At 66.9% G+C, this 15,230-nt stretch carries 14 protein-coding genes; 7 read left to right on the top strand and 7 right to left on the bottom strand.

Annotated features, from left to right (window positions below; translation table 11 throughout):
- Positions 1–194 precede the first annotated feature (194 nt).
- Positions 195–1,961 (bottom strand): acetyl/propionyl/methylcrotonyl-CoA carboxylase subunit alpha, encoded by a 1,767-nt coding sequence (locus WFL22_RS05955; protein ID WP_336652910.1) that lies wholly within the window; start codon positions 1,959–1,961, stop codon positions 195–197.
- Between the two features lie 375 nt (positions 1,962–2,336).
- Here WFL22_RS05955 and WFL22_RS05950 point away from each other — a divergent pair, with 375 nt between their 5' ends.
- From WFL22_RS05950 to panB, 6 genes are all read left to right on the top strand, one after another.
- Entirely contained in the window at positions 2,337–2,783 is a 447-nt protein-coding gene (locus tag WFL22_RS05950) for an FAS1-like dehydratase domain-containing protein (RefSeq protein ID WP_336991889.1), read from the top strand.
- Complete coding sequence (locus WFL22_RS05945; protein ID WP_336991888.1) at positions 2,780–3,208, top strand: MaoC/PaaZ C-terminal domain-containing protein; 429 nt, start codon at positions 2,780–2,782, stop codon at positions 3,206–3,208. Before WFL22_RS05950 ends, WFL22_RS05945 begins: the two co-directional genes overlap by 4 nt.
- A gap of 80 nt (positions 3,209–3,288) precedes the next feature.
- Positions 3,289–4,479 carry an FAD-binding protein gene (locus WFL22_RS05940; RefSeq protein WP_336992385.1) on the top strand — a complete coding sequence of 397 codons (1,191 nt, stop codon included), beginning with the start codon at positions 3,289–3,291 and terminating at the stop codon, positions 4,477–4,479.
- Between the two features lie 5 nt (positions 4,480–4,484).
- A complete protein-coding gene (locus WFL22_RS05935) occupies positions 4,485–5,291 on the top strand; it encodes a DUF2520 domain-containing protein (RefSeq protein WP_336991887.1) in 807 nt (268 codons plus the stop codon).
- A complete protein-coding gene (panC, locus tag WFL22_RS05930) occupies positions 5,288–6,151 on the top strand; it encodes a pantoate--beta-alanine ligase (protein ID WP_336991886.1) in 864 nt (287 codons plus the stop codon). The genes WFL22_RS05935 and panC overlap by 4 nt, the downstream gene beginning before the upstream one ends.
- Positions 6,152–6,162: 11 nt before the next feature.
- A complete protein-coding gene (gene panB, locus WFL22_RS05925) occupies positions 6,163–7,011 on the top strand; it encodes a 3-methyl-2-oxobutanoate hydroxymethyltransferase (RefSeq protein WP_336991885.1) in 849 nt (282 codons plus the stop codon).
- A gap of 250 nt (positions 7,012–7,261) precedes the next feature.
- On the opposite strand, the gene WFL22_RS05920 is transcribed toward panB, so the two are convergent.
- From WFL22_RS05920 to WFL22_RS05905, 4 genes are all read right to left on the bottom strand, one after another.
- Positions 7,262–8,671: an O-acetylhomoserine aminocarboxypropyltransferase/cysteine synthase family protein gene (locus WFL22_RS05920; RefSeq protein ID WP_336991884.1), complete on the bottom strand. Its 1,410-nt coding sequence runs from the start codon at positions 8,669–8,671 to the stop codon at positions 7,262–7,264.
- Positions 8,668–9,912: a MalY/PatB family protein gene (locus WFL22_RS05915; RefSeq protein WP_336991883.1), complete on the bottom strand. Its 1,245-nt coding sequence runs from the start codon at positions 9,910–9,912 to the stop codon at positions 8,668–8,670. The genes WFL22_RS05920 and WFL22_RS05915 overlap by 4 nt, the downstream gene beginning before the upstream one ends.
- Before the next feature lie 128 nt (positions 9,913–10,040).
- Entirely contained in the window at positions 10,041–11,312 is a 1,272-nt protein-coding gene (locus tag WFL22_RS05910; protein ID WP_336991882.1) for a heparan-alpha-glucosaminide N-acetyltransferase domain-containing protein, read from the bottom strand.
- A 146-nt stretch (positions 11,313–11,458) separates the two neighbouring features.
- A complete protein-coding gene (locus tag WFL22_RS05905; protein ID WP_336652892.1) occupies positions 11,459–11,938 on the bottom strand; it encodes an ATP-dependent zinc protease family protein in 480 nt (159 codons plus the stop codon).
- 25 nt (positions 11,939–11,963) lie between these two features.
- On the opposite strand from WFL22_RS05905, the gene WFL22_RS05900 reads away from it, so the two are divergent.
- Complete coding sequence (locus tag WFL22_RS05900; RefSeq protein ID WP_336652891.1) at positions 11,964–13,157, top strand: RimK family alpha-L-glutamate ligase; 1,194 nt, start codon at positions 11,964–11,966, stop codon at positions 13,155–13,157.
- A 128-nt stretch (positions 13,158–13,285) separates the two neighbouring features.
- Here WFL22_RS05900 and WFL22_RS05895 read toward each other — a convergent pair whose 3' ends face one another.
- Positions 13,286–14,014 (bottom strand): YceI family protein, encoded by a 729-nt coding sequence (locus tag WFL22_RS05895; protein ID WP_336991881.1) that lies wholly within the window; start codon positions 14,012–14,014, stop codon positions 13,286–13,288.
- 115 nt (positions 14,015–14,129) lie between these two features.
- Positions 14,130–15,134 carry a diacylglycerol/lipid kinase family protein gene (locus tag WFL22_RS05890; RefSeq protein WP_336991880.1) on the bottom strand — a complete coding sequence of 335 codons (1,005 nt, stop codon included), beginning with the start codon at positions 15,132–15,134 and terminating at the stop codon, positions 14,130–14,132.
- Positions 15,135–15,230: the final 96 nt, after the last annotated feature.

The following is a 15,230-nucleotide window of genomic DNA, read 5'->3' as shown; positions in this document are numbered from 1 at the left end:
TTGCGCAAGTTGTGCGAAGCCCGCTTGTTTTCATGTTCCTTTTCATGCTGGGGCTGTGGGGCTGTGGGGCTGCGGGCTGAGCGTTCTGAGTAGTGCTGCACCGTGCAGTCGGGCGCAGATACGACGAAGGGCCGCCCCGATTTTCGGGGCGGCCCTTCGGCATGCGACGGCTGCGGTGTCGCAGCCGGGGGGAACTACTCGGAATCGACGATGCTGAGCAGCACGTGCCCGCTCGGCACGGTCTGGCCCACAGGCGCATCGATGTTGGCGACCACACCATCGCGGTGCGCGTAGAGCGACTGCTCCATCTTCATGGCCTCGAGCACTGCGACCAGATCGCCCTCGGCGACCTGCTGGCCGGCCTCAACGGCGACCTTCACCACGGTGGCCTGCATCGGAGCCGCGACGGCGTCGCCCGTAGCGGTTGCCACGCCGGAACCCTTCGCACGCTTCGGGGCAGGGCCGCGGGTGACGTCCTGATCGACGAGCGGCAGCAGCGTTGCGGGCATCGATACCTCGACGCGTCGCCCGGCGACCTCCACAACGACGGTCTGCCGCTTCGGATCCTGGCCGATCGGCGGCACCTCGCCCTCCCAGGGCTCGATATCGTTGTCGAACTCGCTCTCGATCCACAGCGTGTACACGCCGAAGGTGCCATCGGGTGCGGTGAACGCGGGATCGCGCACGATCTTGCGGTGGAAGGGGAGCACCGTCGGCAGGCCCTGAATCTCGAATTCGTCGAGGGCGCGGCGGGAACGCTCAAGCGCCTCCTCGCGGGTAGCGCCGGTGACGATGAGCTTGCCCAGCATCGAGTCGAACGAACCCGAAACCACATCACCCGACTGCACGCCCGTGTCAACGCGAACACCAGGGCCGGCGGCCGGCTTGAACAGCGACACCGGGCCGGGGGCAGGCAAGAAGCCGTTGCCGGGATCCTCGCCGTTCAAGCGGAACTCAAAGGAGTGGCCCCGAGACACCGGGTCGGCGTAATCGATGACGCCGCCCTCGGCGATCCGGAACTGCTCGCGCACGAGATCAATGCCGGTGACTTCCTCGGAAACCGGGTGCTCCACCTGCAGACGGGTGTTCACCTCGAGGAACGACACCGTGCCGTCCTTCGCGACGAGGAACTCGCAGGTGCCGGCACCCACGTAGCCGACCTCCTTGAGGATCGCCTTCGACGCGGAGTACAGCTTCTCGTTCTGCTCATCGGTGAGGAACGGCGCGGGCGCCTCCTCGACAAGCTTCTGGTGGCGGCGCTGCAGCGAGCAGTCGCGCGTCGAAACCACCACCACATTGCCGTGCTGATCGGCGAGGCACTGGGTTTCGACGTGGCGCGGCTTCTCAAGGTACTTCTCGACGAAGCACTCGCCGCGACCGAACGCCGCGACAGCCTCGCGCGTGGCCGACTCGAAAAGCTCGGCGACCTCCTCGCGGTGGTAGGCGACCTTCAGGCCGCGACCGCCGCCGCCGAACGCCGCCTTGATGGCGATCGGCAGGCCGACCTCGTCGGCGAAGGCCAGCACCTCGTCGGCGTTCGCCACAGGATCGCTCGTGCCGGCAGCGAGGGGTGCGCCCACCTTCTCGGCGACGTGACGTGCGGAAACCTTGTCGCCCAGGCGCTCGATCGCGTCGGGGCCCGGGCCGATCCAGATGAGGCCGGCAGCGGCAACGGCGCGAGCGAACTCAGCGTTCTCGGCGAGGAAGCCGTAGCCCGGGTGCACGGCGTCGGCGCCCGAACGGCGGGCGACGGCCAGGATCTTGTCGATCACGAGGTAGGTTTCGGCGCTGGTGGTGCCGTTCAGCGCGTACGCCTCGTCGGCGAGCTGCGCGTGCATGGCATCCCGATCCTGATCGGCGTAGACGGCGACCGAGGCGATGCCGCTGTCTGCGGCGGCGCGGATGATGCGGACGGCGATCTCGCCACGGTTGGCGATAAGCACTTTACGAATGCGCGACATGGGGTACAGCCTATTCCAGGACTCCCTGCGAGCATTGGATATAGGGCACAAACCTTTCGACGTTTCGTTGCCGATGCGCATAGTTCGCCCCGGGATCCGCCCCCTCGCACCGCGCCGGGATCCGCCCCGCCTGCCGCCCCGAGCGCCGCGATCCGATCCTTCCTTCTCTCCTTCCCTTCTTCTTCCTCCCGACCCCCACGGCGCCGATCGACGTTTACGCACCTCGATTCGTGTGAGTTCGGTGTTTGAACGTCGATCGGTGCGGTTGGGAGGAGAGGGGAGAGGGGAAGGGGAAGATGGAGAGCGAAGGGGGAAGGGGGCGGAGGCAAAACCGGCGCCCGGAGCCGGGGAGGGGCGGCGCGGTAGACTGTCCGGGTGGTGAATCCAAAGATCCAAGGCCGGGAGTACCCGCCGACTGCCCCGTATCTGGTGGGTCGCGAGAAGGTGCGCGAGTTTGCGCGTGCCGTGCAGAGCGACTCTCCGCTGCACCTCGATCCCGAGGCCGCGCGCGCCGCGGGCTACTCCGACGTGGTAGCACCGCCCACCTTCGCCGTCGTGGTGCAGGAGGCAACGCTGGCGCAGTTGCTCGCCGATCCTGAGGCCGGTGTGGACTTTTCGCGCGTGGTGCACGGCGATCAGCGTTTCAGCTACACCCGCCCCATCGTCGCGGGTGATGAGCTGACGGCCACGCTCACGATTGCCGCGGTGAAGCAGCTCGGCGGCAATTCGATGGTCACGGCGTCGAGCAGTATTGCTGACGTCTCGGGGGCGCATGTGGTTACGGCTATTTCGACGCTTGTGGTGAGAGGGGAAGACGCATGACCATCGCACCGGAGTTCGAGAATCTGACCGTGGGTGATGTTGTCGCTGAGCGTGAACTTCGGTTTACTCGCGACAGCTTGGTGCGTTACGCGGGCGCGTCGGGCGATTTCAACCCGATTCACTACCGTGACGATGTTGCGCAGTCTGTGGGGCTTCCGGGTGTGTTGGCCCACGGCATGCTCACGATGGGCGCGGCAGGTTCTGTGGCGACTGACTGGCTGGGGTCTGCTGCGTGGGTGCGCGACTATCAGTCGCGGTTTACCCGACCGGTGCCTGTCGACGCACGCGAGGGCGCGTCAGTCACTGTCACTGCGACGATCGCCGCTATCGATGTTGAGGCACGTACGGCCCGCGTCGACTTGAAGGTGGTTTTCGAGGGTGCGACTGTGCTGGGCAAGGCCCAGCTGTTGGCGGCGTTCGCGTGAATCTGTCGGCTGCCGCTTCGATCCCTGAGCCCGGCGCGGTGTCTGTCGACGACGGCACATCGTTCGCCGAGCTGACCACGATGCGTGTCGGTGGCCCTGCTGAGCGCATGCTGGTGGCGCGCAGCCGCGACGAACTGGTGAGTTTCGCGGCCGAGCTGTGGGAGGGTGACGAACCCTGGTTGCTGCTCGGTGGCGGCTCGAACACGGTGATGCACGATAACGGCTTTCCGGGCACGTTGCTGCTGGTGCGCAGCACCGGTATCGAGCTGGTGGCCGATGCGCAGCAGCCGGTGGGCCGGCTGCGGTTGCGGGTGCAGGCGGGCCATGACTGGGATGCGCTTGTTGCTGAGTGTGTTGAGCGTGGCTGGTCGGGGATTGAAGCGCTGTCGGGCATTCCTGGGCTTGCGGGTGCGGCCCCCGTGCAGAACATTGGCGCGTATGGGCAAGAGCTCGCTGACGTGCTGCATTCGATTGAGTTTTTCGACCGTGAGAGCGGCGAGGTGTTGCGCCTCGCTGCTGACGAGTTGGAGTTGGGTTACCGCGATTCGGTGATGAAGCGCGGGCGTGAGGGTGTGGTGCTCTCGATTGACCTGCTGCTCAGCATGGCTGTGCCGCCAGGTATGGCTGCGCCGGCCGATGCGCCAGCCGACGCCTCGGCTCCTGCGGGCCGCCATGCTGCGCCTGCGGCCCCTGTCGCCCCCGAGGCCGATGCGCTTTCGGAGCCTGTGCGTTATGCACAGCTTGCGGGAGCGCTCGGGGTTGAGCTGGGTGCGCGTGTGCCTGTGCGCGAGTTGCGAGAGGCTGTGTTGCGCTTGCGGGCCTCGAAGGGCATGGTGCTTGATGCGGCGGATCACGATACGTGGAGCGCCGGCTCGTTCTTCACGAACCCCATTGTGAGTGAGCGTTTTGCGCGCACCTTGCCGGAGGATGCGCCTCGTTTTCCGGTGGGCGATGTCGAGCCCGCCCCAGCGATCACGACGCTTGAGGAGCTTGCGGCTGGTGTGCCGATGCGTCTTCCGCAGCCGGCGCCTGAGCGGCGGGTGAAGCTTTCGGCGGCGTGGCTGATTGAGCATTCTGGGGTGCCGCGCGGGTTTCGTTTGCCGGGGTCTGATGCGGCGATCTCCTCGAAGCACACTCTCGCGATCACCAATCGCGGCGGCGCTACCGCCGCGCAGGTGGCTGAGCTCGCCCGTTTCGTGGTGCAGCGTGTGCAGCAGGAGTTCGGTGTGATTCTCGCCCCCGAACCCAATCTCTACGGTTTGGAGCTGTAGCGGGCATGCGCGTGCAGCTCGTTGGGCGCGGCCGGGTGGGCGCGGCGTTGGCGCATGCGCTGGCGGGCTCTGATCTTGAGGTGCTGCCGCTTGCCGGGCGGGGTGCTGATGGGGTGGGCCCTGATGGTCGGCCCGTCGATGTGGTGCTGTTGGCGGTGCCTGATGCGGCGATTGCTGAGGCTGCGGCGCTGGTGGTTGCTGGGCCTGTGGTGGGGCATTGTTCAGGGGCGACGGGTCTTGAGGTGTTGCGACCGCATGCCGCCTTTTCGTTGCATCCGCTGTTGACGGTGTTGGGTGCTGGCACGTCGTTCTCTGGCGCGCACGCGGCCATTGACGCCTCTGATGAGGGGGCGTTGGCAGTTGCGCAGCGTGTGGCTGGCGCGTTGGGGTTGCGCACGTTTCGGGTGCGGGGGGCGGATCGCGCGGCGTATCACGCGGCGGCGTCGATCGCCTCGAATTTTTTGGTTGCGCTTGAGGGGTTTGCTGAGGAGCTTGCTGATGGTGCGGGGGTGCCGCGTGATGCATTGCGGCCGCTTGCGGAGGCGGCGTTGCGCAATTGGGGCGAGCGGGGTGCTGCTGCGGCGTTGACGGGGCCGATTGCTCGCGGTGATGAGGGTACCGTGCAGCGGCAGCGTGCGGCGGTGGCTGAGCGGATGGCGGATCGGCTGCCGCTGTTTGATGCGCTCGCTGCGGAGACGCGTCGGCTTGCCTCGGCGCCAGCGATCCGCCACCCTGATGCGATTGCGCAGCATGAACCAGAGATCGCGTCACCGAATGCCGCACTGCCTGCAGACAAGGAGACCCCAGCATGAAGATCGTTCGCACTGTGAGCGAGCTGCGCGAAGCAATTGCTGCGGCGAGGGGTGCCGGCGCGTCGATTGCACTGATTCCCACGATGGGGGCGCTGCATGAAGGGCATCTTTCCTTGGTGCGGGCCGCGCGGGCCGAGCACGGCTACGTGGTGATGTCGATTTTCGTCAATCCGACGCAGTTCACTGAGGCTGCGGATCTTGCCGCGTATCCGCGGCAGGAGGATCGTGACGCGGAACTTGCCGAGAGCGCCGGTGTCGATCTGGTGTTCGCCCCGGAGGCGGCGGAGCTGTACCCCGCTGGTTTCGCGACGACGGTGCATGTGGGGGGCGCCATCACCGAAACGCTTGAGGGGGCTGGGCGCGGGCCCGCCCACTTCGACGGTGTTGCGACGGTGGTGTCGAAGTTGCTGATTGCCGCCGCCCCGGATGCCGCCTATTTCGGGCAGAAAGATGCGCAGCAGGTGGTGGTGGTGCGCCGTATGGTTGCTGATCTGGGTCTTCCGGTGCGGATCGTGGCCTGCCCGATTTCGCGTGACGATGACGGCCTGGCGCGGTCGAGCCGGAATACGCGGCTCAGCGCTGAGCAGCGGTCGAAGGCGCTTGCGATTCCGCGCGCGCTTGCCGAGGTCTCTGAGGCTGTGCGTTCTGGTGTGACCGATGCGACCGCCCTCATTGAGCGGGGTGTGGCGGTGCTCGCGCAGAGTGGTGTGACGGCCGAGTATCTTGCGCTCGTTGATCCAGATACGCTGGAGGCAGTGCCTCGGGTGACCGGCGCGACGCTCTGCGCTATCGCCGCGCGCGTTGGCGAGGTGCGGCTCATCGACAACGTGCTGCTGGGTGCCGGGCCCGAGCAGCGGTAGGGAGTGCTGAGATGCCCAAGGTGACGATCCCGAGTTTGATCGAGCGTAAGAGCACTGGCGACCCCATTGTGATGGTGACGGCCTACGACTACCCCGGTGCGCGCGCCGCGGAGCAGGCCGGCGTTGACATGGTGCTCGTGGGTGACTCGGGTGCCCAGGTGGTGCTGGGCTATTCGACGACCGCCGAGGTAACGATCGATGAGATGCTGACGCTCGCGAAGGCTGTGCGTCGTGGCACCAGCACCCCTTTTCTGGTGTGCGATGTGCCGTTCGGTTCGACGGAGCAGAGCGATGCGCAGGCGGTTGCGACTGCGGTGCGCTTCGTGAAGGAGGCCGGTGCCGACGCGGTGAAGCTTGAGGGCGGCGGGGCTGCGCAGCTGAGCCGTATCAGTGCGATTGTTGCTGCGGGCATCCCGGTGGTGGCGCATGTGGGGTTGACGCCACAGACGGCGACGGCGCTGGGCGGCTTGCGCGCTCAGGGCCGCACCGAGGCGAGCGCGGCGCGCGTGATCGAGGAGGCTGTGGGGGCCCAGCGGGCTGGCGCGTTCTGCGTGGTGGTTGAGGCGGTGCCGTCTGAGGTGACTGCGGTGCTGCGTGAGACGCTTGAGATTCCGATCATCGGTATCGGGGCTGGCCCGGCTGACGGGCAGGTGCTGGTGCTGCATGATCTGCTGGGCGTGACCGAGGGTCGCACGGCGAAGTTTGTGAAGACGTACGGCACGATCGGGCCCGATACGGTTGCCGCGATCGGTGCGTATGCCGATGAGGTGCGTTCGGGGGCGTTCCCCGCGGCCGAGCATCAGTATGCCGCAAGCTCGGAGGCCGTCGAGGCTGCTCGCGCCGCCGCCCGCGGCGTGTAGCCGCGCGCTGCGGGCGCTGCGCGGCCCGCGCGCCCGCGCGCCGCTCCCGTACACACCGCCCCACCCACACGCATCGAGGTCACGCGTGTGGCCTTTTGCGCGCCCGAATTACGGCCACACGGGTGACCTCGATGCGCGCAGCACTGACCATGCCCGTCTGATGCTTTGACGATTAGGTGAAGAGCTTCAATACGAGATTGTGCCCAGATCCGCCCCCTGACACACTCAGTGGGCGGATCGGTCCGCAAGGCTACAACGCAGCAACCCTGTCGAGCGCGCCCCGCAGATCGCGGATGAGATCGTCGGCCGACTCAAGGCCCACGGAGAGCCGCAACAGGCCCGGCGTGATGCCGAGCCGATCGTTGATCTCGGGCGCAAAGGTGCCGTGCGTCGAGGTGAGCGGGTGCAGAATCATCGAACGGGTGTCGCCGATGCCCGTCATGCGTGAGAACACGCGCACCCCGTTGACGAAGGCGCGCGCCCCGTCGATGCCGCCCCGCACCGTCACCCCGAACACCGACCCCGTGCGACCGTGGCCCGCCGCATCGGCGCCATAATCGCGCACCGCGAGCCCGTGCAGCGGGCTCGACGGCAACCCTGCATAGTCCACCGAAAGTACCTCGGGCTGCTGCTCCAACCAGGCCGCGATGCGCAGCGACGAATCAACATGGCGCTCCATGCGCAGCGACAGCGTCTCCATACCCTGATGCAACAAAAACCCGTGCAGCGGCGACATCGTCGGGCCGATATCGTTCACCACCGACTCACGCACCGCCCGCGCATACGCGCCACGGCCAAAACGATCAAGCATCGACGCAACCCCCGGCCGCGACGACTGCGTGATGAGCGGGTAGCTGCGCCCCGCCCGCTCCGCGGCTTCCCAATCGAAATTGCCGCCATCGACCACCGCGCCGCCCACCGCAGCTCCGTGCCCCGTGAGAAATTTCGTGGTCGAATGCACCACGATGTTGGCGCCGTGCTCGAAGGGGCGAATCAGCGCGGGCGTGCCCACCGTGTTATCGACTACCACCGGCAGGTTGTAGCGCGCGGCGACCTCGGCGATGCGGCGCAGATCAGTGATGTCGTTGCGAGGGTTGGGAATCGTCTCGGTATAGATCGCTTTCGTATTGGGGCGGATCGCGCGCTCCCACTCGGCATCGTCGGCCGCATCCCACACGTAGTCGAAGTCGATGCCGAATCGTTTGAAACTGCGGCCGAACAGAATACGAGTGCCGCCGTAGATCGAACCCGTCGAAACGATGTGGTCGCCCTGCTGCGCGAGAGCGAACAGCGCCGCCGAGATAGCCGCCTGCCCGCTCGCCACCGCCACCGACACCGTGCCGCCCTCAAGCGACGCAAGCCGCTCCTCAGCCACCCAGTTCGTGGGATTGCCCTGGCGAGAGTAGATCGGTGCATGCTCACTCACCGAGAAGCCGTTCGCGGCGTCATGCCCGGGATGATCCTCAGCCCGCCAGTGAATGCTGCCATTGAAACGGTTGACCTGATCGTCGAAATCATCGAAAAGGTAGCCCGCCGAAAGCGCGATCGGGGGAACGCGGAGACCGCTGTTCTTATCGGGATACTCGCCGGCGTGCACCTGGCGGGTGTCGAAACCGAAGCCCTGCCAGTCGTAGATCGGCTGCGCGGTCTGCTGGGTCATCGGGACTCCTTCGATGGGTGAAGCAGAATCGTCGCGATGCGTGCAACAGCATCCCGGATCGTGTTCGGGGCGCAGGCCAGATTGAGGCGCACATGGCCGGCCCCGCCGGTGCCGAAGTGGCGGCCATCGTTGAGGGCGACCCGCGCCTCGCTGAGAATGCGCGCGTATGGGTCGTCACCGAGGCCAGCCCCACGGAAATCGAGCCAGGCAAGATAGCCGGCGCGGGGCCGCGTAAGCCGCACCCCCGGCAGCTGCTCGGCCACCAGCTCGCTGAGCAGCTGTTCGTTGTGCTCGATCAGCGCAATCGCTCGGTCAAGCCAGGCGGTAGCCTCCGAGAACGCAGCAACCCCGGCGTGCAAGCCCAGAATGCTGGCACGGGTGACCGTCTCAGGCGGGAGACAGCGCAGCACCTCGTTCGCGCGCGCATCGGCCGCGACGATCACCGCGCACTTCGCGCCCGCCAGGTTCCAGCCCTTGCTGGCCGAAGTGGTAGTCACCGAAAGCGCGCCCGCAGCCGCCGCGAGCGGGGCGAACGGGGTGAAGGCCTCACCCTCGAACACGAGCGGCGCATGGATCTCGTCGGAGACGACGAACACATCGTGCGCGGCGGCAAGCCGTGCCAGCTCGGCAAGATCCTCGGCACGGTGCGCGAGACCGTGGGGGTTGTGCGGGTTGCAGAGCAGAAAAGCGTCAACGCCCGGGCCCTCGGCAAAGACGCGCTCGATCGCGGCGAGGTCGAGCCGCGGCTCACGCGCCGTGTCGAGCGCAATCTCGATGACCTCGAAGGGCACCTCCTCCAGCATCTCGAAAAAGCCGGGGTAGACGGGCGTGGGCACCGCGATGCGGCCCCCCGCAGGCCGAAACACGCGCAACGACTCCACCACACCCGTAGCGACATCGGTGGCGAGATGCACGTGATCGTGCGGCACCTCCCACCCCCAACGTTTGCGTGCGAAACTCGCGAACGCGGGTGCCAGCGGGCCGGGAGAGTCGAGATAGCCGATATCAGAGGCCTCAATGCGGGCCGCAAGCGCGGCGCGAATCTCAGGCGCCACGGCGAAATCCATCTCAGCCACGAAGAGCGGCAGCACCTCCTCAGGGAAGCGCGTCCACTTGATGCTCGAGCGCTGCGCACGCAGCAGCGCGGGATCGAGCTCAGCGAACGGCACCCCGCTGGGGTCGGCCTGCGCGGCAAGCACCCCGGCGGGGGCAACGCTGGAACGACAGTCGGCTTCGGTCATGCCCCCATGCTGCCGCCCCGCAATGCGACGGCGCGAGCCGAAGAGTAAAGCAGCGTCACACTCGGGCCACGATCACGCGCAGCGATCCGCCACCCGAAAAGCCCGCGACCGCCCGCGCAGCCCCCGAATCAGCGAATGACCAGCCCCACAATGCGCGACAGCAGCGCCTCAAGCGGGCCACGGCGCTTCGACGCCGCCAGAAACGCGCCCAGCAGCAGCGCCCCGCCCAGCTGCAACGCAAACGCCCCAGGCCCCTGCGCCCACCACGGCATCCCCTGCATCATCACCTCGGGATCCCGATACGGGCCCATCAGCAGACCCGACACAATGATGTGCAAGGTGTAGACCGTGAGCGGCGCCGCACCCGTCGCGCGCAGCACCCCCAGCACACGGCCCGGAGCACGCCCCGCCACACCCTCACGATCGCACAACCACACCAGCACCCCGATCACCGCGAAGGAGATGCCGATCGTGCGCAGCAGATCGAACACCGTGCCCGAGTGCGGAATCGCAAGCAGCTGCACCCCAGGCAGATCGAATGGCGGTGCACCGAAGTTCCACGCCATCAGCTGCTCAGCCAGCGTCTCGTCGAAGGGTGCGCCCGAGCCCACCCCGATCACCGAGAGATTCGCGAGCGCCCAATTCGACACCAGCTGGGCGAACACCGTCAGCGCAACACCCGCAGCCCCCAACACCGCAGCGGCGCGACCGAGCGCGCCACGGCCCGTCGCCGAGACCAGGGCTCGACCCACCAAAACACCGACCAGCAAATACACGCACCAGGTGATCGCCGGGTACTCGCCCGTCAACAACAACGCCCGCAATGCCCCCACCGGATCTGCGAACAACAGCTCGAACGACACCGACTTGCCCTCGACTACCACCTCCAACGAGCGGCGCACCACCGCGTTGAACCAGGCACCACCAAGACCCAACACCGTCGCAACCGAGGCCAGCACCCAGCCGGGCGCTGCGATGAACGGAGCCACCAAGATCATGGCAACGCCGTAATAGGCGAGCACCACCACGATCCCGTTCTCGATGAGGCCCAGCAGCAGGCCGATCACGATCAGCACCACGCCGCGTACCATGATTGCGCCGATGGCCGAGCCTGTGCGGCCCTCGCGCAGCAACCTGCGAGTGGCGAACACCATGCTCAGCCCACCCAACACCGCAAAGAGCGCAGCCGCGGTGCCGTTCGTGACCACCTCAGCGCCGTCGGCCAGCCCCCGGTCAAACTCCGAAGCGGTCGGGATGAACCGGTTCACGGTGAGCAGGTGCGCCGCCATCATGCCCACAATGGCGATGAAACGAGCCAGATCGATGCCGATATAGCGCACCCGCGGGCGGGCAGCAGGGCGCGTGGCGGCGGCCGAGACCGCAGGAGGGGCAGAACTCATGCTCCCCAGTATGGTGCAGGCCCACGCGGCAACAGCTGCGTCAGCTGCGTCAGGTGCCTCGGGTGCCTCGGCTGCGGATCGCGCCCGCCGCCGGGCCGGGCGTCGCAGGCGCGATCCGCCCCCGAATGCCGAATCCCGCGTTGCAGCTACACACTGCCGCGATTGCGGCGGCGGATCTCGCGCGACGGGCGACCACCCAAAAACGACGCCGCCGAATCAACCACAAAGCCCTGCCGCAACGCCTCACGGCCGATCAGCATGCGGAACACCATCTCCTCGCGATCCGTCAGCGTCACCTCAGCCTCGATCTTGCGGCCCGCCAAACCGATCTCCACAAGCACCACAGGGCGCAACTGAGCATGCCCAGAAGAGCTGCGCACCGTGCGGCGATCATGCACCGGCAGCTCAACCGCCACAGCATCCTCTTCGGTCAGCTGCCACGGCTGCACCAAGAACCGCACCCACGACGCGCCGTCGCGTTCAAACTCCTCGATCTCCGTCGCATGCAACGCAGAGGTCTGAGCGCCCGTATCAACCTTCGCCTTGATCCACGGCACACCGATATCGGGCAGCGACACCCATTCACGCCAGCCCGTGAGAGTGCTTGAATAGTCGGGTACGGTCACGCATCTATCTTGGCAGGAAATCACGGTGAAACTCGCGATTCTTTCGCGCGCCCCGCAGGCGTACTCGACGCAGCGACTGCAAACAGCAGCCGAAGAGCGCGGACATAAAGTCAGAGTGCTCAACACACTGCGCTTCTCGATCGACCTCGCAGGCGAAGAACCCGACCTGCTCTACCGAGGCAAACAGCTCAGCGACTACGACGCCATCCTGCCCCGCATCGGCAGTTCCATCACCTACTTCGGCACCGCCGTCGTGCGCCAATTCGAGCAGATGGACGTCTACACCCCCAACACCGCAGGCGGCATCTCTAACGCGCGTGACAAACTGCGGGCCATCCAAATTCTCTCCCGCCACAACATCGACATGCCTGCCACCGCTTTCGTGCGTAACCGAGCCGACGTGCGCCCCGCCATCGAGAGCGTGGGCGGCGCACCCGTGGTCATCAAACTGCTCGAAGGCACACAGGGCATCGGCGTGATCCTTGCGCCGCAGGTAAAAGTGGCCGAAGCCATCATTGAAACCCTGCACTCCACCCGCCAGAACGTGCTCATCCAACGCTTCGTAGCCGAAAGCCGTGGCCGCGACGTGCGCGCGCTCGTCGTGGGCGACCGCGTTGTCGCCGCCATGCGCCGCCGCGCCAGCGGCGACGAGTTCAGGTCGAACGTGCACCGCGGCGGCACCGTCGAACCCGTGCAACTCGACCCCGCTTATGAGCAGACCGCAGTGCGCGCCGCCCAGATCATGGGTCTGCGCGTCGCAGGCGTCGACATGCTCGAAGGCGAAGAAGGCCCGCTCGTGATGGAGGTCAACTCGTCACCCGGCCTGCAAGGCATCGAACAGGCCACCGGCCTCGACGTGGCAGGGGCCATCATCGACTACATCGCCGGGCAGGTCGACTTCCCCGAAATCGACGTGCGGCAGCGGCTTTCCGTGTCGACGGGCTACGGCGTTGCCGAGCTCACCATGCACGGCTCAGAGCACGTGGGCAAAACCCTTGGCGAACTCGGGCTGTGGGACCGCGACATCACGGTGCTCACCCTGCACCGCGGTGTGCAGGTCATCCCTAACCCCCGCAAGCACGTCGTGCTCGAAGCCGAAGACCGGCTGTTGTGCTTCGGCAAGCTTGAAGAGATGCGGTCGATGATCCCGGAGCGCCGGCGTCGCCGTGCCCGCGTGCGCAAACTCCCCAAATCGGCGCAAGACCTCGCCGACGGGTAGGTGCGTGTCCCGCGCCTGTCGTTGAGTCGCCCTATTCGTATCGAGTCGGCCTGGATTTTGCGTATATCGTGGGCCGACTCGATACGAACGGGCAGACTCGATGAGCGCGGTCGCGGGCCCGGGCGCCGTCAGCCCTGCTCTGCGGTGAGCTGGAACTCGACGAAGCCCTGGGGCTCCACCCGCACGAAACCCAAACTCGGCGCCTCCACACCGAAATCTGCGAAGGTGATCGGAATCGTGCCCGCGATCTCGGCGACCGCGCCACTGCCGTCGGCATTCGCCGAGCTGCGCAACTGCACCTCTGCGGTGACACTGCGAGTCACCCCGGCGATCGTGAGATCACCCATCGCCCGCGTCTGCACCACAGCCCCCGCCGCCGGAGCCGCGTCGAGCGTGACCGGCTGCGTGAGGGTGAAGGTTGCAGTGGGGTGCTCCGCGGTGCGCAACGCCTGGTCGCGGAAATAGGCGTCGCGCTGCGCGCTGTCAGTGCTGATCGACGCCACATCAACCGTGATCTCGGCACGCTCCAAAGTGAGGCCATCAGCGCCGATCGTGAACGAGCCCGTCACCTCACCAGTGCGCCCCGTCACCGTCACATCGGTGCCGTTCAACACCTCATCAACGCGATACCCGGCCTTCGAACCCTGCGCCACCCGCCACTCGCCCACCAGTGCGGCTGGGTCGAGCGCGTCGCCCACCGGATCGAGCATGTCGCCGTCGCTGCTGAGGCTCGGCGCCTCAGCCGCAGGCGGGGCGATGAAGTCACGGTACACGATGGGACCGGCCACCGAAGCGGCCACGGCCAGAGCCAGCACCCCCGCACCGGCACCAATGAGCACCTTCTGAGATCTCTGCACGGGGGCTCCTCTGCGCTGCGGGTTGACGGTTAAGGTAACCCCACCCTCGCAGCCGCGCCGATGAGGAAGCTCGGAGTCGCTGGGGAACAGGCTGAGAGTGGCGGATCGCGAACGCTCAGCGCACCCGCAGTGCTGCGGGCAGGATCCGCACCTCGAACGACGAAACCTCACCGACATCGTCACCATCGACCTCGAACGCGAGTGCCTGAGGCAGCTCCACCCGAACATTACGGGCCCGCAGATGCGCTGTCGACGCAGAACTCGCCGCAGAGCCCCCGCGGATGAGGCGCACTAGCCCGTTGTCCCACACCATGTTCTTCATCGTGTCGAGCCAGGCCGCCGCATGATCGGCGCGCAGCACCAGCAGATCGAGCTCGCCATCATCGGGAGCCGCATCGGGAAGCAGCGTGAAGCCGCCCTGAATGCTGCCGCAATTCGCCACCAGCACCGTGTGCGCGCTCTCGACCACCGGGGGCGCATCGTCAAGCTGCAACGACAGCTCAACCACCTCAGCGCCCGTTGCCGCCCGCCCCAGCGACTCCACGTAGGCGAGCCAACCCGTCTTCGCCTTCAACTCGTCATCGGTCTCCACGATCATCTGCGCGTCGATGCCGAACCCCACCATCACCACGAAACCGTGACGCTCAGGCTCGACATCCGCACCGGACACCCCAGCAGCCTCGGCGGAGTCTGTGCCGGCCGCGGCCCGCGTCACACGCACCTCACCCAGATCGAGCGGTGCCCCGGTGCCCGTGAACGCCCGCACAAACGCGGCCCGCGGGTTGCCGAGCGGAATCCCCAGGTTGCGGGCGAGCAGGTTGCCGGTGCCCAACGGCACCACACCCAGATCGGCAGCCGGCGATCCCGAACCCCCGAGCTGCTCAGCAACCGCCCGAACCGTGCCATCCCCACCCGCGGCGATCACCAGCGAGCAGCCCGCATCGAGCGCCGCAGCCGCAGCACCCTGCCCCGGATCCTCCTCGGTGGTCTCGAACCACACGCACTCCGGGCGATCCTGCGGCAACTCGAACACCTCAGCAAGCGCGCGCTCGCAGGCTTCACGCAGCCTTTCGCCCTCAACCTTCGACGGATTCCAGACGATGCCGACCTGCTCGCTCATGGGCTCTCTCCTCGACTATCGGGGCGCGTCACAAGATCCCGCCGGCGCGGGAACACGGCTCCGCTTCGAAGGCTACAGCGCCGCGAGCAACGATTT

The sequence above is a fragment of the Leucobacter sp. VD1 genome (assembly GCF_037150695.1).
In the GTDB taxonomy this organism is placed as follows: Bacteria; Actinomycetota; Actinomycetes; order Actinomycetales; family Microbacteriaceae; genus Leucobacter.
This window is presented reverse-complemented; position numbering and strand designations above follow the sequence as displayed.